Raw genomic sequence first — 18,946 nt, forward strand, 5'->3', positions numbered from 1 at the left:
CGCGCGATACTATTTTGGACCACGCGCGATACTTTTATCGAGCGAAGTACGGACCACAAACAAAGCTGGGCGTGATCGGGCTGCAGGACGTTCTGATTTCTTCAGTTCTAGATTATTGATTTCATGCGTCCCGACTTTCTTTTAACTTCGGGTTTTAAAAAACGCGCGGCAATCTGATTGCCGTTCAGCCGAACCATCTGACACCGGCGATAGGCCAGACCGGTTGACGACAACAGCAGAAAAAACTCCCTGATATCCAATCCGGCGACCGGATCCTTGATGATTAAAAGTACGCCGGAGGCGGACACGTCCTTCATCAGGCACTCGCGACGCCAAGTGCCATCAATCGCCATGATGTGGACGCCAATGCCGCTTTCAAAATCGACGCGCGTACAAACTCGCCGCTCGCTGCCCATTTCTACACCTTTCGCGGTGCTGGCTGCATCAACAAGGCCGGCAATTTTGCCGGGTACAGCAATTTCAACAACAAACTTCGCTAATTAATTTGGCGCCCACTCATTGATCGACGCCATGAGTTCGCACTTAAAGAGCCGCACTTAAAAATTTAATGGATTTATTCTACCGAAGGATATTGAAAATTCATTAAAGGCGGTGACGATATTTATTTCGCCTCCTGCAAAAAAAAACTAGCGCAGTTTTCCCCGCGCGGCAGTCGGCAAGATGCCGATAATCTCGTCACCGCGAACCATCACCACCTCGTCAGCCATGTTGACGACAACACACACGTGATTGGGCACGATGCGCACCACATCACCCACGGCTGGCCGGCTGTTGGTTGTCGACAGGTCCAGAAAACCGTGTTCTTCGGCAAAACGCGCGATCTTCGCTTCCGGATGTTCAAGGATCAGTCCGTAGCCATCGAGACCGCCGGAATCGGCGGTGAGAGTCTTGGAGCCGGCGTCGAGAATACCTCGCTCCGGTGCGGCACGGCTGACGACGGTGGAATAGACATGCAAAGCGCAGTCGTCCCATGTGGCAACGCCCGCGGCGACCTGCATGCGATCATTGTAAATGTAAGTGCCAGGCCGATGCTCCGTCGCGCCGTCGAGCTTTCCAACGTTCTTTAAATTTGGTGAGCCACCGGTCGATACAATTTCCGGATGAAGTCCGAGTTGCCGGACGCCGCTCAAGGCGTCGTTATAAAATTGTTGCGCCTCCTGCCATCCTGCCTCGGTCGGATACAGCATGAAGCCTGCGAAGGAGAGACCAGGTGTATTGGAGATCTGTCTGGCAAGACCGATCGCCTCTGCCGGTGTTTCGACGCCCGCGCGCTTGCGGCCGGTATCGCATTCGATCACGACAGGGAGAGGGCGTCCTGCGGCGATGCCTGCGTTCGATAATCCCGCGATCACGACAGGATTGTCCGCTGCCACGGTCACATTCGTCTTTGCCAGCAAGGCGCCAAGGCGAGCGATTTTTTCCTCGCCGATCAAGTTGTAGCTGATCAGGATGTTGTCGAGGCCGGCTTCCGCCATCACTTCGGCTTCGCCAAGCTTTTGGCACGTAATGCCCTGAGCGCCGGCCTGCATTTGAAGTTTCGCGAGGAAGGGACTCTTATGCGTCTTGATATGCGGCCGATTGGCGACGCCGGCCGTGTCACAGATGGCCTGGATGCGCGCGATATTCCGTTCGACGCGGTCCATATCGATGACAAGTGCAGGCGTGCCGTATTCTTTGGCGATTTTTGCGGCGAGCGGGGTGGTCACAACGTCTCCGTATCTCTCATGACATCAGCGGCTTGCGATCCTCGCCACGAGAGCGAGCCTAGCTTTATTCGCTAGTGGATTGAAGCCCGCTCCGGCCGGCTTCGGCATACGTCGTCCTAAATTCCACCTTCATTCTGAGCCGATCATGCCAAGGAGTTCGACGGCTCTTTAAAAGTGAAGAACCGCTCTTAACTCTATGTGGCCTGTGGATGGTGCAGGCCTTGGCAAATATGAGGCACAGATGTTTTCGTTTGGATCGGTCGGAAAAGGTGTGACAGCAGCGGCTGTTCTGGGATTGTCACTGGTTGCCACCGAATCTATGGCGCAGTCTTCGCAGCCATTCGCAGGAATGTCAGGCGTCTGGTCGGGAAGGGGCACGATTTCGCTGGAAGGCGGAGCCCGCGAAGCCATTCGTTGCCGGGCGACTTATGCAGTGAGAGGTGATGGCAACGGCTTGCAGCAAACCCTGCGTTGCGCGAGTGACAGCTATAAAATCGAGCTCTCAAGCAACGTCGTCGCAAGCGGCGGGCGACTGTCCGGGACCTGGAGCGAAGCGACGCGCAATATCAGCGGTGAGCTTCAAGGGACTGCATCGGGCGGCCGTTTCCAAGTGACTGTCAGCGCAGGGACATTTTCCGCGAATTTGAGTTTAACAACGCGTGGCAGTTCGCAGACTGTTGTGATCCGCTCCGATAGCAGCGAGTTCAGGGGGGCCAATATCACGCTGACCCGCACGTAAGCGCCCACGCCTGAGAGGCGATAGCCAGCGGATGCCGCCGATTGGTTGCGACAGGCCAATCGGTGGCGATCGTGAGGCGAGCAGTCGCGTTGATGAAGAAATATCTATAGAATTCAGTGATATAACAGCGGTTAGTTGTCTTGACGGTCCTCCGTCCGGGCTGTAACCGGGTGGCAGATGAAGGCAATCGACACCTACACCATTCGGACAACGCTGCTGGCGTTCCTGATGGTTCTCGTCTCCTTGACGGGGATCATCTGGGTGACGCAGGCTTTGCGCGGCATCGATTTGATGACCGGGCAGGGGCAGTCCGTCCTGGTGTTTCTTGGCGTCACGGGATTGGCCATTCCGCTCCTCGCCATGATCATCGCGCCGATCGCGTTGCTCATCGCGGTGATGCATTCGCTGAACAGGTTTGCGACGGATTCCGAAATCATCGTGATGAACGCTGCCGGATTATCACCGGTGCAGTTTCTTCGGCCGTTTCTGATTGCGACGTGCGCGGTGAGTGTGCTGGTCGCGGCGCTTTCGATCTACATCGCACCAGAGTGCCTGCGCGCGCTGAGGAAATGGCAGACCGAGATCGGCGCGGATGTCCTCACCAACATTCTTCGGCCGGGTGAATTCACGAAGCTGGGTCCGCTGACCATTCGCGTCGATGGCCGGCAGCCCGGCGGCGTTCTGATGGGTATATTTATCGATGACCAGCGAAATCCGGCCGAGCGAATAGATATCCTTGCCGATCGTGGAACCGTCCAAAAAAATGACAGGGGATCATTCCTGGTTTTGCAGGATGGCAATCTCCAGCGTTTTGAAGCCGGAAAGCGTGATCCTGCACTGGTCGCGTTCAAGAGCTATGCGTTCGATCTGTCGCAATTCTCGAACATGGCCCAGAACATCACATACAGTGCGCGCGAACGCTCCTTTGGTGAACTTCTCTCACCGCCGCTGGACGATCCGATGTATCAGCAGAGGCCAGGGGAGTTTCGCACGGAGCTGCACGACAGAATTATCGCGCCGATTTACCCGTTCGTCTTCGTGCTTATGGCGTTTGCAGCCCTTGGCGCTCCCCGTACGAACAGACAGAATCGCAATTTCGCGATCGCAGTGCTGATCGTCGGTATTCTGGTCGTGCGTATCGCGGGTTTTGGTTTTTCGACGGTGTCGGCAAAGGTGCCTACGGCGATCATGGGGCAGTACGCCATGCTCGCGCTTATTTGTGCCGGGAGCTTCTGGCTGATCGCGCGGGGCGTGATCATCGATGCCCCCTCCGGTCTTTTCGCGAGGGCGCAACGCTTGCTCAATCGCTTAGTGCCCGCGCGAGCGCAGGCGTCCTAGTGTCCCGATTCCGAAGTTCGCGCAGGCTTGTGGCTTGCTTCGATGCGAACTTCGGAATCAAAGAGGCACTAGCAAGCCTATAATTCTAGTGCCGCTTTAGATTTGAAGTTCTTCATCGCGCTTGCGGCTTCACTTGGAAGAACTTCAAATCCGCGGCACTAGATCGACGGCTTGTCGCTTCTGACGATCGAATGATGATCGTCTTATTCGTGATAATTATACGCCGTGAAACCTGCGCTCTGGACCAGTTGGTCGCGCTCAGCCGCAGTGAAGTCTTCCTTGACCATTTCTGCAACGAGTTCCTCGAAGCTGATCTTGGGTGACCAGCCAAGTTTCTCGCGCGCCTTCGTGGCATCGCCGAGCAAGCTTTCGACTTCCGCGGGCCGGAAATAACGCGGATCAACGGCGACAACGAGCTTGCCGTTGTTGTAGCCCTTTTCATCGATGCCTTTGCCCTTCCACGTGATATCGATGTCGAGCATACGTGCGGCCACCTCGACGAACTGGCGAACGCTGTATTGCACACCGGTTGCGATGACGAAATCTTCGGGGCGATCCTGCTGCAGCATCAGCCACTGCATCTCGATGTAGTCCTTGGCGTGCCCCCAATCGCGCAGGGCGTCGAGATTGCCAAGATAGAGAGTGTCCTGCAGCCCTAGCTTGATGCGGGCCAGCGCACGCGTGATCTTTCGCGTCACGAAGGTCTCGCCGCGCCTTGGTGACTCGTGATTGAACAGGATGCCGTTGCAGGCATAGAAGCCGTAGGCCTCACGGTAATTGACCGTGATCCAGTAAGCGTAAAGCTTCGCGACTGCATAAGGACTGCGGGGATGAAAGGGCGTTGTTTCCTTCTGTGGGGTTTCCTGCACCAGTCCATACAACTCGGAGGTCGAGGCCTGGTAGAATTTGGCCTTGTCCTTCAGCTTGAGAATCCGCATGGCCTCCAATAGCCGCAGCGTTCCCAGCGCATCAGAGTTCGCTGTGTATTCCGGCTCTTCAAATGACACTGCCACGTGGCTTTGGGCCGCGAGGTTATAGATTTCGTCTGGTGCGACGTCCTCCATGATCCGGATGAGCGAGGAGGAGTCGGTCAAATCGCCATGATGAAGCACGAAGTGCCGATGCTTCACCTCGGGGCCTTCGTAAATGTGGTCGATGCGATCGGTATTGAAAAGCGATGTGCGGCGTTTGATGCCATGCACCTCGTATCCCTTGGCGAGCAGAAATTCAGCCAGATACGATCCGTCTTGTCCGGTTACGCCGGTAATAAGTGCCTTCATTCGGTTCGACTCCAAGGGCAGCAGCTACGCCGGGGTGTGCGGCGAGGACTGATGATCGCCGGGAGGATAGTTTAGGCCACCCCTAACGGCTCGGGCCGGTGAAGGCAAGCTGCCGAACCCGTTCAGAAATCGCAAGAAAATGAGGCAAGCTTGCTACGTCTTACCGAACAAAACCGCATTTGGCACGTTACAGGACATTGGCGCCAATCCTTCTTCCTCCTAACGATTGGGTGTGGATTTGCTGCGACGCAAGAGCCTCTCCATTGGATTAGGGATATTTGCGGCGGTAGCCGCGGGAAGTCTTGTTGCCGGCCAGACGCCTCAAGGGCCGGCAACTCAGAATAAGCCGGGCGAGGTCCGGGATGCGGCGACAGAAACGACTGGGAGCGTTTCGCCATCCGCACAGACCCCGAAGTCTATAGAAGCGGCTACTCCTTCGGACGCAGCCAAGCCTCCGTCCTCGGACCAAAACTCCTCAAGCACGCCGCAGCCGTCAGAGACGACACCGCCGCCACTTTCACCGGCGGAGCAAAAAGCCGCGGACGCAAAAGCTGCGTTCGATCGGCTGATGGCCGAAGCCGGCGCTTTGAAAGCCAGTTACGAGGACTACAAGCGAGGCCGAAGCAAAACGCCGGTGTCGTTGTCCGCCTTCCGAAGCATGGAATTGAGGCTGATGATGGCAGCCGCCGCAGATCCCGCAAATACCCAGGCGCAGGCCATGGCTGGCGCCATGCGGATGGCGCAGTTCGAGATCCTCAGGCCCTCAGTGCAAATCGCCGCTATCGCCAATCGCCAACTCTATGCACATGCGATGGGCGAGCGGATGCGGGACGACGGCATGAAGGTCGAGGTCTCCGGACGGGACAACAGTACTGTCCGCTTCGTATCGCCGAATATGACAAGGCCAATGGCGATGCAGTTAGCCGACAGCGCGAAGATTCCTGAACAAGCGAAGTCTCTCCAGTTTAGCCGCGTGGTGTTCAGTAATGGCCGGCGCTCGTGGACATACAACGTTCGCAGAGAGCGATTCCGCTAAGATTTTTCTCGAAAGATAGAGCTCACAAAAAAAGCCGACCCGAAGGCCGGCTTTTCAATAGCATGTGTTTGTCGCTTACGCTTCGAGAACTGCAACGATCTCAAGCGTCCGCGGATTCACCACCACGATCTGTTCGTTGACGACGAAGAATTCATATCCGCGCCAATCAGGGTAAATCGTGACGACTTCAGCCGGGAGCGTATGGAATTCAACGCCGCTCCGCGGAACGCGGGTGCCAACCGAAATCGAGAAGTTGACGTTCGTCACCGACTTTACGTTCTGTTTAGTGATGACGCTTCGAACCTGGGTGCGTTGCTCGGTTGTGAGCTTGCCACCCGAGGCTGCCTGTCCCGTGGTCGTTCCGCTCTTTGCGTTATTGTCGGTTGCGTTCTTTTCGGTCTTCATGCCGTCTTTCGAACGATCCATCGTGCTGTCGGAGCGGCTCTTCTGATCGCCGCGCATATTATCCTGAGCACTCTTGTCCGGAGCGTTCTTGCCGGTCGCCCGCTCGTTGTCCTGAGCACTCTTGCCGGTTGCCTTTTCGCCCGGCTTCATTTGATCGGCCTGAGAGTCCCGCATACCACCCTCGGACTTCATGCCACTTTCCGAACCGCTGCGGCTCGGGGCTTGGCCTGTGGTCTCTCCGCGGTTCATCTGACCAGCGCCTGACGGCGCGCTAGGCGACGCAGATGGAGCTGATTGCGACGCGCCTCCTGCGCTTGGTGCGTTACCTGGCGATTGAGCCGTCGCGAAACCTGTCGCGCTGATCAACGCAGCCGTCGCAACTGAAATAAGAAGCTTCTTCCTCATTCTGTCCTCCTCGATGTCTGCCCGAACATCAACGAGAAGTGACCTCTGCCGTTCCGCAAACGTCAGTGTTTATTCGCAAAGGTCAGCGTTTATTTACTGAACGCTTGTTCATTGAGGAACAGAGAAAATCGAATTGCGCAAGCTATGTGGCGACGCTCGTTCGCGCGTGTCGTTGGCTGTATTGATAAGCGTGCACGGCCGCGAACATCGCCCACATCGCCCCTAACATCATCCAGAAATGACGCCAGTGATCGACGTCGATGATGAAGGCTTCGGCAACGGTGCCAAGGAACGCGGAGAACAGTGCAAGATACGTTCGTTGCCAGGGAACGCGGACGAAGATCAGTTTGAACCCACGAATCACAGTCATGAAGACGAGCGCCGGAAAGCAGATGCCTGCGATCCATCCGCCCGACATGAAGGCGTTCAGAAACGAATTGTGCGTATCTTCCGGGAAGTATTTCGTGAATTGAAGCGGGCCAATTCCAAGAGGCATCTCAAGAGCCATCTGGAAGCCGAGGACATGCCGTCCAAATCGTCCGAATCGCCCACTGTCGTAGGTTTGATTGAAGCTCGCGCGCTCCTTAAACAGATCGCCGATCGAGCTGAACGACAACAGAACCACCATCAACGAGGCCGCAATGACAACCCCGATAATCGCCATCGTCACGATACGCTGACGTTCTTTCGTCGATGGACTGGTGAGATACATCAAGATCAGCATGAAGGCCGAGCAAAGGACAAGCTGGCCCCAGGATGCACGTGAGAAGGCCAGCAGCACGGCAAGGCTGATGATGCCCAACGCCAGCACGCTGCGAATTGATTTCCACAAGGGCTCAGTTACGACAACCTGAAGCGTAAACATCGCGGGCAGGATGAGAAAGGCGGCGAGCACGTTTGGATCTTTGAAGGTGCCACGCGCTCGGCTGTAGAGGGTCAACAGGTCATCGCCGCCCGGCACCAGATGAAAATATCCTGCGACGCCTGAGGCTGATGCGATGACTGCTCCGACGATTAGGCCGCGGCGAAGGTACTCCAGCCTCTCGGCGGTGTCTTCGGATAGCACCATCGCGAAGAACAACACGGTGATCGCCATATACCAGGACGTCAGGATCCAGTTCATGATCGGCTGGTTTTCCAACAAATACGCAGCGCAGATGGTGTAGCCGAGATTTGTCAGAAACAGCAGGATTAGAAGCGGGATGAAAACAGGTCGCATCCGCAATCCCGTTGCGAAGAAGAAGATCAGCGCAGCGAGCGTTACAAGTTCGTAGGGGCTTGGTTCGATGAAGACGATCGCGCCACCTGCGCCGACGGCCCACATCAATCCGCGTTGAATCGAAGCGATGCGCGGCGGCGTCGCCGAGGTCGGGAGAGCATAATCTGCCGCGGCGGTTACCATGTGAACCGGGATCCTCTTCGCGTTAGTACGCGTTTTCACCCTTGATCAGGGCAAACGGAGTCTTGAAGAGGATGTAGAGATCGAAGAACACCGACCAGTTCTCGATGTAGTAGAGATCAAACTCGACGCGCTTTTGAATCTTCTCTTCGCTGTCCACTTCGCCACGCCAGCCGTTGATCTGAGCCCAGCCGGTGATGCCAGGCTTGACGCGATGGCGCGCGAAGTAGCCATCCACGGCTTCGTCGAACAGGCGGCTTTGTAGTTTGCCCTGCACGGCGTGCGGCCGGGGGCCGACGAGCGAAAGATTGCCCTTGAACACCACGTTGAAAAGCTGCGGCAGCTCATCAAGGCTGGATTTACGGATGAACCGTCCGACGCGCGTCACGCGCTTGTCGCCTTTGGTGACGACCTTGGACGCCAAAGGATCGGCCTGATCATGATAGAGCGAGCGAAACTTGAAGACGTCGATGCGTTCGTTGTTGAAACCGTAGCGCTTCTGCAGGAACAGCACAGGGCCGGGGCTGTCGAGCCTAACAGCGAGCGCGATCAGCGCCATAATCGGCGAAACGAGGAGAAGGATAATCGCGCCGACCACACGATCGAACACCGACTTCATCACCATGTCCCAGTCGGTGATCGGCTGTTCGAAGACGTCGAGGGTCGGTACCTCGCCGAGATAGGAATAGGAGCGGGGACGGAAGCGCAGCTTGTTGGTATGCGCGGAGAGCCGAATATCGACCGGCAGTACCCAAAGCTTCTTCAGCATTTCGAGAATGCGGGTTTCCGCTGAAATCGGCAGCGCGAACAGCACCAGATCGATGCGGGTGCGGCGGGCGAATTCGGGAATGTCGTCGATCTTGCCGAGCTTCGGCGCACCGGCACATGTATCCATCGCCCGCGAGTCGTTGCGGTCATCGAACACGCCCAGTATCTGAATGTCGGAATCACTCTGCGCGTTAAGGGCACGGATCAGATTCTCGCCATTCTCGTCCGAGCCGACAATAATTGTCCGCCGGTCGAGACGCCCATCGCGAGCCCAGCCTCGAACGAGCGAACGTAGCACCAGGCGCTCCGCGATCAGAGCAGCGAGGCCCGCAACGAAAAACGCAGCAAGCCAGACGCGCGAGACCGCGTCACCCACTTTTGCGAAAAATGATGCGCCGATGAACAGAAGGAAGACGAAGGACCAGGATGATATGATCCGAGTGAATTGGCGAAGCTGGCCGCGAAACACCTGCAGGTCGTAAATCTCGGCGGCCTGGAAGCTGATCACGGCGACCAGCGCAATCAAAAGGATGGCCTCGATGTACTCCCAAGAGAAGGAGAACCCGTCGAGCGGCCGCACGTATGTCAGATACAGTATGATGCCGATGGTGCTCAGCAAGAGAAAGTCAACGGCGCGGACCGCACCTGTGATAACGATGCTTGAATAAGCGCTTGGAACTTTCCGGTTGGCGACCGCGAGAGCCGCCGGGGAAAGTCTCTTGCGGCGTTCCACGCGTGGACCGCCATCAGCGGTGCTCGCGGCTGCTGCCGCAGCGGCTGCATTCATCATCGAGCGAGCGTCAATCGGTTCCACGAACGAACTTCCGTTGTTGCACGTCAGGTAGCGACGGAGTGGGGAACGTGAAGTCCCACTGCGCATGCCTTAGCGAACAAATCGGAAGATTTGGTTATCGTTGGTAAAGACCGGTTAACGCGAATTAAACGCGTCCCGATATCCGCTCATGACGCCGTCGACCATGGCGTTTTGTGAAAAATGCATGAAGACTCGTTCCCGCAGTTCCCTCGCGCGCTCGCGGGTCGCATTCATATCGGAGAGGGCCGTTTCCACAGCGTCAGCGATTGCGCCTGCGTCATTCGGGACAAACAGTCCGGAACTGAGAGGGCCGAATATCTCCGGGATGCCGCCGACATTGGCGGCGAGCATTGGGATGCCTGCGGCCGCAGCTTCGATCACCACATAGGGCATCGAATCGCCGCGGGATGGAACAATCAAGAGTTTACCCTTCGAGAATCCAAACCGGGCCTTGACGTGTCCAATGAAGCGGATCGCGTCTTCCAGCTTCAGCTTCTTGATCAGAGCTTTCAGCTTGTCGGTTTCTTCACCGTCCCCGGCAAGAGTGAGGGTCACAGATTTGCCGCGAGAGCGCAGCCGGCCGACAGCCTGGATCAAGAGGTCTGCGCCTTTGATCTCGCGGAACTCGCCGACGTAGACGAGATCGGTCGCATCTTCCACCGGCGTCACAGGATCGAATTCCGCCGCGGTGACACCATTGAACACGCAACGAACGAGTCCCTTGGTTGGCTTGCCGATCACGCGCTCATAGGTGTCGCGGGCAAAGGCGCTCTCAAACAGAAACAGTTCGGTCCGATCCATCAAAGCCCGCTCCATTTTTGCATAGAGCGCGCCCTTCAAGGTATTCGGCGGATAGTGCAGGGAGCCGCCATGGGGCGTGTAAACGCGGATTGTGTTCTTGGATTTTCCTCTGAGACGCACAAAGACGCCGGCTTTTGCGCCGTGTCCGTGCAGCACATCGAGATTGAGGGACTGAGCGATCTTCGCGAACTGCATCGCGGCCGTGGTGTCGGCGGGATGGGGCTCGCGCCGAATCGCAAGCCGATGAACGCCGAGTTTTAATTTCGGCGCCATCTCCTTGAGGGCAGCCTCGGCACGTTCTCCGCCGGTGAGGCTATCGGTTAGAATTCCGACCTCATGCCCCCGCTCAACCTGTCCGATGGCGAGATCAACGATGTGGCGAAAGATACCGCCGACGGGCGCGCGGACAGCATGAAGAATGCGCAGCGGAGAGCTCGCCGTCTCAGGCATCAGAACCACCGTTCGGTCACAACAACCGTATCGCCGGGTTTGAGGACTGTGCCGGGTGGCACGGTGGCGCGCTGGGTGCCAGCTTCGCCGGTGCGCGTGAGCTGGACGTCATTACGCTGGGCGCGGGGTGTGAAACCTCCGGCGATGGCAACTGCGCTCTCAACCGTCATGTTCGGAACGAAGGGATATTGCCCGGGCGCGGTGACCTCTCCAAGGATGAAGAAGGGGCGATAGCTTTCGACTTCGGCTGCGACGTAGGGTTCGCGCAGATAGCCTTTTTTAAGCTGAGCTGTAACCGCCGCGGCCAGTTCCGCAGGCGTCAATCCGCGCGCGCGGACCGCGCCGATCAACGGCATGGTGATCGAGCCGCCGGCACCAACCGTGTAGGTGTTGGTCAGGCCTTCCTGGCCATAGACGACAATACGCAGCCGATCTCCGGCATCCAGGCGATACGGCTCATCTTGCGGTGCATAGGCATAGGAGGCAGGGACTGCGACCTCGCGCGGCGGCTGATAGCCGCCGTAGGCAAGGGAATCCAAGCTGGTGGCGGGAGCAGTTGCTACCGGGCCAGGAGTCCTCATACAGCCCGACACCGCGAGCGCGAGGAGGAAAGAGAGAAATAGCGCTCGACTGCGCTGCATGGGGCAATCCAAGGTAAGTACGATTCCGATTAACTACTTTCATGGTTAACAAAGCGTAACGCCGCGTGTCCGGGCGTCGGAATCTTGCCTTAATTAACCGGGCAGCAACCTTAATGGACTGTAATCGCCTCCATCGATTGGGTTTTTAAGTCCGTGCAGTAAGTGGTCGGTGGAGAGAGTTGCATGCGTTTCGCGTTTCCGCGTGGATGGGTGAGCAAGACCTGGTCGAAGACCGTTGCGACCGTCGCTCCGCCCGTCGAGCCCGCTCCGGCGCCGCGACCGGCCCCTTCATCGGAAATAGGTGACATCGATCTGCGTGCCATTTGGCGGGAACTGGTGCGCAAGCGGGCTTGGGTGGTTGTTCCGACCGGGCTCGCGCTGGTGCTCTCGTTGATCGCCGTCAACATGATCACGCCGCGCTATAAGTCAGAGGCGCGCATCCTCATCGACGGTCGCGAGAACGTCTTCCTGCGCCCTAACGGTGAACGCAACGAGGAGCGGGGCAGCGTCGACGCCGAAGCCGTCACCAGCCAGGTTCAGTTGCTGTTGTCGCGCGACCTTGCGCGTGAAGTCATCAAGAAGAACAAGCTTGGCGACCTGGCCGAGTTTGATCCCGTCTTGCACGGCATCTCGCCGCTGCGGACGCTGCTGTCGCTGTTCGGCATCGCCAGGGATCCGTTCAACATGACCCCCGAGGAGCGGGTGCTTCAGGCGTATTCCGAGCGATTGACCGTGTATGCCGTCGAAAAATCGCGCGTCATTGTCGTGGAATTCCAGTCGCGCGATCCGGACCTTGCGGCCCGCGTGGCGAATTCTGTCGCTGATGAATATCTTATCTTTCAGCAAGCCGCCCGGCAGGATCAGGCGAAGTCTGCGTCGCAGTGGTTGCAGGGCGAGATTGAAGGCTTGCGCAAGAAGGTCGCGGAAGCCGAAGCCCGTGTCGAGGAATTCCGCGCGAAGTCCAATCTCTTCATTGGCACCAACAGCACGACATTGTCGAACCAACAACTGGGTGAGCTGAATTCTCAGGTCAACAACGCGCGCGCCTTGAAGTCGGATGCCGAATCGAAGGCGCGGTCGATCCGTGAGATGCTGCAGAGCGGCCGCCCCATTGAGGCTTCCGAAGTTCTGAATTCCGAACTGGTTCGCCGTCTGTCCGAGCAGCGGGTGACGTTGCGGGCGCAGCTTGCAGAGCAGTCCTCGACGCTGCTCGACGGCCATCCACGCATCAAGGAATTGAAAGCCCAGATCGCGGACATCGATCGCCAGATCCGGGAAGAGGCGAGCAAGATTTCCCGCTCACTCGAAAATGACGCGAAAATCGCCAATGCCCGTGTCGATGGTCTGAACGGAAGTCTTGACCAATTGAAGCGTCAGGCGACGTCGACCAATGGTCAGGACGTGCAGTTGCGCGCGCTTGAACGCGAAGCCAAGGCACAGCGTGACCTTCTGGAATCCTATCTGGCTAAATACCGTGAGGCGACGACCCGCGAGAACATCGATGCCGCGCCTGCGGACGGTCGCATCATTTCGCGCGCTATTATCTCGAACACGCCGGCGTTTCCGAAGAAGCTGCCGATCGTACTGATCGCGACGCTGGCCACGTTCATGCTCAGCGCGGGCTATATCGCGACCGGCGAGCTGCTGCGCATGACGGCACCACGTGTCATGGGCGAGCGCACAGCGCCTGTGTCTTTGCAGGAGACACCGTCTCGGGCGCCCGTACCAGCGCCTGGAATCACCGGCGAGATTGAACGGGTGGCCAGTTCGCTGCGGGCCGGAGGCGACGCGTCACGAAAGATCACGGTGATCGGCGCACATCAGAATGAGGGCGTCACGTTGACCGCCTTGACGCTGGCGCGCCTGCTTGCCCGCGGCTCCAAGGTTGTTCTGGTGGATATGGCGATGGCCTCGCCGACCCTGAGGGCGATGTCGTCCGATCCTGCCGCTCCGGGCCTGACGGACCTTATGCAGGGTGCGGCATCGTTTGGGCAGATCATCACCAAGGATCGGATGTCAGGCGCTCATCTGGTCGGCGCAGGGCGCGACGTGGGACAGCGGTCACTGCTGCAGCTACCACGCGTAAACCTCGCCATCGATGCGTTGCTGCGTGCCTACGATCATGTGGTGCTTGATGCCGGCACGGCGTCGGATCTGCCGGCTACGCTCATCGCATCACAGGCTCACGCCGTCATCATTCCGGATCCTGCCATTACGACAGACGCTCGGGATACGATGCGTAAGCAACTGCTGGCTTCGGGGTTCGTCGATGTGACGATCTTGAAAGCCGCCGTGCAATCGGCTGACGTCGCGGCTTCCAGCGATCGCATCGCTGCCGCGTAAGACGACTGGAGAAGTTTTAACGATGGATGGCGTTGCGCAACAGCTGCGCCATCTGCATCAGCGCCGGATTGTGCTTCACAAGGCGCTTGGCATGCGTGAGTGACGACATGCCCAAGGCGGCCAGCTTGCCACGCGCTGTCAATGGAATGAAGCTGTCGAAGATCGGCTCGTCTTCCTTGCAATACGTCATCTTGTAGTCGTCGGAGCCGACGCCGAAGTCGAGCGAGCTGTAGCCGAGGTCGCCGTAATAATCGATCATGTCCCGCAGCAGGATCAGGCCCGGGCTGTAACGAGCGTTCTCCGAGATCGTATACGTGTTGAACATAGTCGAGAAACGCTGGCCATCGGCCACGCATGCGAAAATCGAAATGATTTCGCTGTCGCATTCCAGCGCGTGTGTCGCGATGGCGCGTTCACCGTTTGGCAGATTCCTCAAGCAGGCCTCGCGAATGAAGGCTTGCGTAGCAGGATCTGCAAAGACGTTTGGAAGTTTGGAAAGCGCCATGCGCTGCGGCTTGATGATGAAGAAACCATCCAGCAGGCGGTTGATCTCGTCGTCGGAGGTTGCCACGAAATAGCGATAGCCGGGCAGAGCCTGAAGCTTGCGCTCTTTGTTCCGCAGACGGCGCCGGGTCGAAGTGCTCACGCGGTCCTCGGGCTTGCAGCCAGGCACCATCGTCATCATCGGACAACGGTTCGTCGATGGCTGTCCGCCGAAGAGCCCGAAGGGATTGGCAACGCCCTGCCATTGTTGCGGTTGTTGGGTGAAGGCAAGCACGTCAACGCGATTGCCGATCCCCGCAATCAGGGCGTCGATATCAGCCTTGGTTGCGGATGCCGCGAAGTCGCGCTGCCACAGGCCCATGTTGAACGTCGGATGCTTGCCACCGATAAAGCGCGCGACGAGTGCGCCGTTTTCACGACCCACCGTGAGCGGCAGAAGCAGCAGCGGCTGGTCGTGTTCGCCATAGGCAACGACGATGAATGGAGCAGAGCCTTCGTCCTGCCCAACGGTTCTCTGCCAGGCATCAAGCAGCTCGAAACGCTGATAGGGGGTCGAGAGGACATCCGGGCCTTCGAACTTGCGCCAGACCGCTTCGGCCCCCGCCATGTCGCGGATGACATCGACGCGGGCAATACGAGGGCCGCCGGAGCGCGACTGGCCATGTTCGGTTTGGCTTTGAAGCGCGGCAGCCATGGTCATCAGGGACCTTAATTTGTGATCTAAACCGGTCGATTGCGGTTTGGGCCGACCTTATTCAAACAAATGTCAATAAAGAGTAATGACAATGGTTTGCTGCGGATGATGGCGGGTAAGGATTAATGGTGCTGTCTTGGAAGCGAGCGCTGGCAAATTCCGCGCTGGAAGTCGCCTATTTCAGCGGTTTGGCTCGTGTCGCGGAGCGGAGAGCGCAGGGCTCGGGCGTTATTCTTAAATTCGAACATGTGCGGCCATCGTGCCGTGATGCGTTCCAGCCGTTGCGCAACCACGAAATCTCGCCTGAATTCCTTGATCGCGCCATCGATGTCTTGAAGCGCCGGGACTTTGACTTTCTGTCTATGGACGAGGTCGCGGAACGCGCCGCCTATCGAGGCGGGGCGCGGCGTTTCATTGCCCTGACGTTCGATGGGGCTTATTGCGATTTCATGACATCGGCCTATCCGGTCTTGTCGCGCCATCGCGTTCCGTTTGCACTGTATGTGCCGACCGGATTCGTTGATGGCATCGGTCAGGCGTGGTGGCTTGCCTTGCGCGATGTCATCGCGAAGACCACGCGGATTGCATTGGTCATGGATGGCGTCGAAAGGCGGTTCAGCGTTCCGGATCGTGCCGGCAAGTACGAACTCTATGCCGGATTGCATGCGTGGTTGTTGTCGTTGCCGCCGAATGACCTTGCGGTCGCGATAAACGATCTGTGCCGGCGTTACAGCGTCGATCTTTCTGCAGTCTCGAAAGACATCACCATGACGTGGCAGAGCCTCGCGGTGCTGGCGCGCGATCCGCTGGCGACCATCGGCTGCGCGACGGTGAACTATCCCAATCTGCGGCAGACCAAAGGGACCGCGGTGTTGCGGGAAATGGCCATGGGGCGGAAGGTCCTGGAAACGGCACTCGGGGTGCCATGCCGGCACTTCGCCTATCCCTTCGGAGACGCTGATACCTTCACACCGCGGGATGTGATGCTGGCGCGGGAAGCAGGATTCGCGACAGCCGTCTCCTCGAAGGCAGGCCTCATTGGCCGCGACGGCCAATCGGACTTGATGCAGTTACCTCGCATCGCCTGGGACGGGCAGCGAACGTCGCTCCGTGCTCTGCACGCGGTTCTTTCTGGCATCAGCATACGTCGCGGAAAGGCGCAGGCGGTGGAACCCGCAATTAATTACGGCTGAGGATCGGGCCGCGACATCCATGAAATCAGCGGCATGGCGGGAAGGACCCAGCCGAGTCCGGCCACCACATAGAAAATCGCCTGCGCGAGCTTTGAGGACGCCAGTAATGGGATCTGCGCAATCGCCATTCCGGTCAGCGACCAAATGACCACCAGCACGAGAAGTCCAACAGTTCCAATGAGTTTGCGGGTGCGGATTGTCATAACAGGATTGTGCTGGTGGTGGCTGGAGCGCGGCTTGCGCGATAAAGTGCCGGGACTATAAGGTCCGCGCGAATTCATTCAAGGCTGTGTTTTAAATGCTCTCTGCTGTGATCGATCGACCGGAAAAGCCCGTGGCAAGTCTGCGCGGGGTGCGCATTTGGCTGGTCTGCGTGGCCGCACTCATCGTGTGCACGCTGCTGGTTGGCGGCGCGACGCGTTTGACCGAATCCGGTCTATCGATCGTCGAGTGGAAGCCGGTCACGGGTATGATTCCGCCACTGACGGACGCGCAGTGGACCCAGCAATTCGAAGCCTACAAGACCATTCCGCAGTACCGCGAAATGAACGCGGGCATGTCGCTGTCCGAATTCAAGACGATCTTCTTTTGGGAGTGGGGCCATCGGCTGCTGGGACGGCTGATCGGTGCCGCCTTCCTGTTTCCGTTTCTCTGGTTTCTCTGGAAGGGCGCCTTTAACAGCGCCGAGGGATTGAAGCGCAGGCTCTGGATCATCTTCGCCATGGGCGGGCTGCAAGGGGCCGTCGGATGGTGGATGGTGAAATCGGGACTCACTGACCGTGTCTCGGTCTCGCAATACCGGCTCGCCTTACACTTCATGCTGGCGCTGTTCATTTTCTCAGCCATTGTCTGGACGCTGCGGCGTCTGGCGAAGCCTGAGGCCATCGTTGCGTCTGCCCGAGTGAAATTCACGAGCCGTCTGTTACTCGTACTGGTTTTCCTTCAGCTCTATTTCGGAGCGCTGGTGGCGGGGCTCCGCGCCGGCAAGGTGTTCAACACTTGGCCGCTGATCGACGGGGGCTTGATCCCGTCAGCCGAGCGATTGTTCTTCGAGCAGCCCTGGTGGCGCAATTTCTTCGATAACACGCTGACGGTTCAGTTCACTCACCGCATGATCGCCTACACGCTACTCGTGGTCGCGGCCGTGCATGCCATCGATGCGGTTCGTTCGCGTGCGAGTTCTGCTGTGGTGAGCGGCGCGGTGTGGCTGGCCGTCGCAATGATCGTGCAAGCATCGCTCGGCATCATCACGCTGCTCAATCAGGTGCCGATCGATCTCGGGCTGTCGCATCAGGCCATGGCAATCGTGGTCCTGACAATGGCGCTGTTTCAGACGGAGCGGCTCGGTGTGAGACTGCCGGCGACCACGTCGGCCAAGCTCAGCCTCGTGGTCAGCAATCCGAATTAAGTCGAGTTATTCTAAAGTATTGACACAAGCCAGAAATGCCCGATTTACGGGCATTATTCTTAGTTCGGCGGCTCTTCACAACTTAGTGCGTGGCGCACCCGCTTTCACTGCGCGAGGCCGGGGATTAGAACCACCACATTCCGAAGGGTGACGATTTCGAGTCCCGTTATGTCGAACGCATTTGTCCAAGCCGCTGTCATTCTGTTGCGCGAAGGGCTGGAAGCCATGCTCGTGATCGCTGCGCTGGCGGGCTACCTGCGCAAGGTCGGCGGCGGGCATCGTATCGCCGCGCTCTATGGCGGTGCGCTTGCGGCGGTTGGCTTCAGCCTCATCGCGGCCTGGCTGTTCGCGGTCTGGAATTCCGGCGAGCACAGCGACGTGCTGGAAGGATTCATCATTCTGGTTGCGGCCGGCCTGATGCTCTATGTCAGCGGCTGGCTGATGGTGAAGCAGGATCCGCGCGGCTGGCAGGATTATCTGGCCGCGAAGGCGAACAACGCGCTCGCGCAGGACACCTCGTGGGCAGTCGCTATGCTGGCGTTCTTTGCAGTCTTCCGTGAAGGCGCCGAGACGGTGCTGTTCATCAACGCGCTCGCCGCCACATCCGGCGGTTGGAGCGTCGGGCTGTTTGCAGGCCTTGGGGCTGCAACGCTTGGCCTGGTCGTGCTGTTCTACTTCATCAATCTGATTGCGAAGCGCATTCCGCTGCGGCCGCTGTTCATCATCACGTCGGCCTTCCTGTTCGCGATGGGCATCAAGTTCATCGGCGAGGCGATCCAGGAATTCCAGGAGCAGAGCATCGTGCCGTTCACCGAACTGAAGAGCTTCGGATGGCTCGGTTCTATTGGTCTCAATCCCACCGTCGAGGCGCTGTCGGCGCAGTTGCTGGTGATCCTGTTTGCGCTCGCGACCTTCTCGATCTTCCAGCGCAATGCGCGCCTGAGCCGCGAGGACAAGGCGTCGGCGTCACTCCGCGCTTCGAAATCCTGAATTTTTAAAAA

Annotated in this window: 17 protein-coding genes; 7 read left to right on the forward strand and 10 right to left on the reverse strand. The window is 58.3% G+C overall.

The window, feature by feature from the left end:
* Positions 1-107 precede the first annotated feature (107 nt).
* Both ACZ5C3_RS14165 and ACZ5C3_RS14170 read right to left on the reverse strand, forming a co-directional pair.
* Positions 108-416: a PilZ domain-containing protein gene (locus tag ACZ5C3_RS14165; RefSeq protein ID WP_464030635.1), complete on the reverse strand. Its 309-nt coding sequence runs from the start codon at positions 414-416 to the stop codon at positions 108-110.
* 231 nt (positions 417-647) lie between these two features.
* On the reverse strand, positions 648-1,727 hold the full coding sequence (locus ACZ5C3_RS14170; protein WP_464030637.1) for a D-TA family PLP-dependent enzyme: 1,080 nt from the start codon (positions 1,725-1,727) through the stop codon (positions 648-650).
* A gap of 241 nt (positions 1,728-1,968) precedes the next feature.
* On the opposite strand from ACZ5C3_RS14170, the gene ACZ5C3_RS14175 reads away from it, so the two are divergent.
* Positions 1,969-2,466, forward strand: a complete 498-nt coding sequence (locus ACZ5C3_RS14175; RefSeq protein ID WP_464030639.1) for a hypothetical protein — start codon at positions 1,969-1,971, stop codon at positions 2,464-2,466.
* Positions 2,467-2,643: 177 nt separating this feature from the next.
* Positions 2,644-3,804 carry an LPS export ABC transporter permease LptF gene (gene lptF, locus ACZ5C3_RS14180; RefSeq protein WP_464030641.1) on the forward strand — a complete coding sequence of 387 codons (1,161 nt, stop codon included), beginning with the start codon at positions 2,644-2,646 and terminating at the stop codon, positions 3,802-3,804.
* A gap of 203 nt (positions 3,805-4,007) precedes the next feature.
* Here lptF and gmd read toward each other — a convergent pair whose 3' ends face one another.
* Positions 4,008-5,084: a GDP-mannose 4,6-dehydratase gene (gene gmd, locus ACZ5C3_RS14185; protein ID WP_464030643.1), complete on the reverse strand. Its 1,077-nt coding sequence runs from the start codon at positions 5,082-5,084 to the stop codon at positions 4,008-4,010.
* A gap of 568 nt (positions 5,085-5,652) precedes the next feature.
* Here gmd and ACZ5C3_RS14190 point away from each other — a divergent pair.
* Entirely contained in the window at positions 5,653-6,120 is a 468-nt protein-coding gene (locus ACZ5C3_RS14190) for a hypothetical protein (protein WP_464030645.1), read from the forward strand.
* A gap of 75 nt (positions 6,121-6,195) precedes the next feature.
* On the opposite strand, the gene ACZ5C3_RS14195 is transcribed toward ACZ5C3_RS14190, so the two are convergent.
* The 5 genes from ACZ5C3_RS14195 to ACZ5C3_RS14215 all read right to left on the reverse strand — a co-directional run bounded on the left by ACZ5C3_RS14195 (position 6,196) and on the right by ACZ5C3_RS14215 (position 11,803).
* The gene (locus ACZ5C3_RS14195; RefSeq protein WP_464030647.1) at positions 6,196-6,930 is read right to left on the reverse strand and encodes a DUF1236 domain-containing protein; all 735 of its coding nucleotides are present in this window, start codon (positions 6,928-6,930) and stop codon (positions 6,196-6,198) included.
* A gap of 142 nt (positions 6,931-7,072) precedes the next feature.
* Positions 7,073-8,332, reverse strand: a complete 1,260-nt coding sequence (locus ACZ5C3_RS14200; RefSeq protein ID WP_464030648.1) for an O-antigen ligase family protein — start codon at positions 8,330-8,332, stop codon at positions 7,073-7,075.
* Between the two features lie 22 nt (positions 8,333-8,354).
* The gene (locus ACZ5C3_RS14205; protein WP_464030650.1) at positions 8,355-9,911 is read right to left on the reverse strand and encodes an undecaprenyl-phosphate glucose phosphotransferase; all 1,557 of its coding nucleotides are present in this window, start codon (positions 9,909-9,911) and stop codon (positions 8,355-8,357) included.
* A 114-nt stretch (positions 9,912-10,025) separates the two neighbouring features.
* A complete protein-coding gene (locus tag ACZ5C3_RS14210) occupies positions 10,026-11,162 on the reverse strand; it encodes a glycosyltransferase (protein ID WP_464030652.1) in 1,137 nt (378 codons plus the stop codon).
* Positions 11,162-11,803, reverse strand: coding sequence for a polysaccharide biosynthesis/export family protein (locus ACZ5C3_RS14215; protein WP_464030654.1), 642 nt, complete (start codon positions 11,801-11,803; stop codon positions 11,162-11,164). The genes ACZ5C3_RS14210 and ACZ5C3_RS14215 overlap by 1 nt, the downstream gene beginning before the upstream one ends.
* Before the next feature lie 183 nt (positions 11,804-11,986).
* Here ACZ5C3_RS14215 and ACZ5C3_RS14220 point away from each other — a divergent pair, with 183 nt between their 5' ends.
* Positions 11,987-14,146 carry a GumC family protein gene (locus ACZ5C3_RS14220; protein ID WP_464030656.1) on the forward strand — a complete coding sequence of 720 codons (2,160 nt, stop codon included), beginning with the start codon at positions 11,987-11,989 and terminating at the stop codon, positions 14,144-14,146.
* A gap of 16 nt (positions 14,147-14,162) precedes the next feature.
* Here ACZ5C3_RS14220 and ACZ5C3_RS14225 read toward each other — a convergent pair whose 3' ends face one another.
* Entirely contained in the window at positions 14,163-15,350 is a 1,188-nt protein-coding gene (locus ACZ5C3_RS14225; RefSeq protein ID WP_464030658.1) for a GNAT family N-acetyltransferase, read from the reverse strand.
* Between the two features lie 119 nt (positions 15,351-15,469).
* On the opposite strand from ACZ5C3_RS14225, the gene ACZ5C3_RS14230 reads away from it, so the two are divergent.
* Positions 15,470-16,537, forward strand: a complete 1,068-nt coding sequence (locus ACZ5C3_RS14230) for a polysaccharide deacetylase family protein (RefSeq protein ID WP_464030660.1) — start codon at positions 15,470-15,472, stop codon at positions 16,535-16,537.
* On the opposite strand, the gene ACZ5C3_RS14235 is transcribed toward ACZ5C3_RS14230, so the two are convergent.
* Positions 16,528-16,740: a DUF2842 domain-containing protein gene (locus tag ACZ5C3_RS14235; protein WP_464030661.1), complete on the reverse strand. Its 213-nt coding sequence runs from the start codon at positions 16,738-16,740 to the stop codon at positions 16,528-16,530. The two genes, ACZ5C3_RS14230 and ACZ5C3_RS14235, sit on opposite strands and share 10 nt — an antisense overlap.
* 95 nt (positions 16,741-16,835) lie before the next feature.
* Between ACZ5C3_RS14235 and ACZ5C3_RS14240 the strand changes: the two genes are divergently transcribed.
* Together ACZ5C3_RS14240 and ACZ5C3_RS14245 are read left to right on the forward strand one after the other, a co-directional pair.
* Positions 16,836-17,945: a COX15/CtaA family protein gene (locus ACZ5C3_RS14240; protein ID WP_464030662.1), complete on the forward strand. Its 1,110-nt coding sequence runs from the start codon at positions 16,836-16,838 to the stop codon at positions 17,943-17,945.
* A gap of 168 nt (positions 17,946-18,113) precedes the next feature.
* Positions 18,114-18,935: an FTR1 family iron permease gene (locus ACZ5C3_RS14245; protein WP_464030664.1), complete on the forward strand. Its 822-nt coding sequence runs from the start codon at positions 18,114-18,116 to the stop codon at positions 18,933-18,935.
* The last annotated feature ends 11 nt before the right edge of the window (positions 18,936-18,946 follow it).

The sequence above is a fragment of the Afipia dichlorophenoxyacetatis genome, assembly GCF_055386385.1.

Bases quoted from the DNA above. Each gene is read 5' to 3' on its own strand.
- ACZ5C3_RS14200 (WP_464030648.1), bottom strand. From the start codon at position 8,332: ATGGTAACCGCCGCGGCAGATTATGCTCTCCCGACCTCGGCGACGCCG.
- ACZ5C3_RS14215 (WP_464030654.1), bottom strand. From the start codon at position 11,803: ATGCAGCGCAGTCGAGCGCTATTTCTCTCTTTCCTCCTCGCGCTCGCG.
- ACZ5C3_RS14220 (WP_464030656.1), top strand. From the start codon at position 11,987: ATGCGTTTCGCGTTTCCGCGTGGATGGGTGAGCAAGACCTGGTCGAAG.
- ACZ5C3_RS14190 (WP_464030645.1), top strand. From the start codon at position 5,653: ATGGCCGAAGCCGGCGCTTTGAAAGCCAGTTACGAGGACTACAAGCGA.
- ACZ5C3_RS14165 (WP_464030635.1), bottom strand. From the start codon at position 416: ATGGGCAGCGAGCGGCGAGTTTGTACGCGCGTCGATTTTGAAAGCGGC.
- ACZ5C3_RS14245 (WP_464030664.1), top strand. From the start codon at position 18,114: ATGTCGAACGCATTTGTCCAAGCCGCTGTCATTCTGTTGCGCGAAGGG.
- ACZ5C3_RS14230 (WP_464030660.1), top strand. From the start codon at position 15,470: ATGGTGCTGTCTTGGAAGCGAGCGCTGGCAAATTCCGCGCTGGAAGTC.
- ACZ5C3_RS14175 (WP_464030639.1), top strand. From the start codon at position 1,969: ATGTTTTCGTTTGGATCGGTCGGAAAAGGTGTGACAGCAGCGGCTGTT.
- lptF (WP_464030641.1), top strand. From the start codon at position 2,644: ATGAAGGCAATCGACACCTACACCATTCGGACAACGCTGCTGGCGTTC.
- ACZ5C3_RS14195 (WP_464030647.1), bottom strand. From the start codon at position 6,930: ATGAGGAAGAAGCTTCTTATTTCAGTTGCGACGGCTGCGTTGATCAGC.
- ACZ5C3_RS14240 (WP_464030662.1), top strand. From the start codon at position 16,836: ATGCTCTCTGCTGTGATCGATCGACCGGAAAAGCCCGTGGCAAGTCTG.
- ACZ5C3_RS14210 (WP_464030652.1), bottom strand. From the start codon at position 11,162: ATGCCTGAGACGGCGAGCTCTCCGCTGCGCATTCTTCATGCTGTCCGC.
- gmd (WP_464030643.1), bottom strand. From the start codon at position 5,084: ATGAAGGCACTTATTACCGGCGTAACCGGACAAGACGGATCGTATCTG.
- ACZ5C3_RS14225 (WP_464030658.1), bottom strand. From the start codon at position 15,350: ATGACCATGGCTGCCGCGCTTCAAAGCCAAACCGAACATGGCCAGTCG.
- ACZ5C3_RS14235 (WP_464030661.1), bottom strand. From the start codon at position 16,740: ATGACAATCCGCACCCGCAAACTCATTGGAACTGTTGGACTTCTCGTG.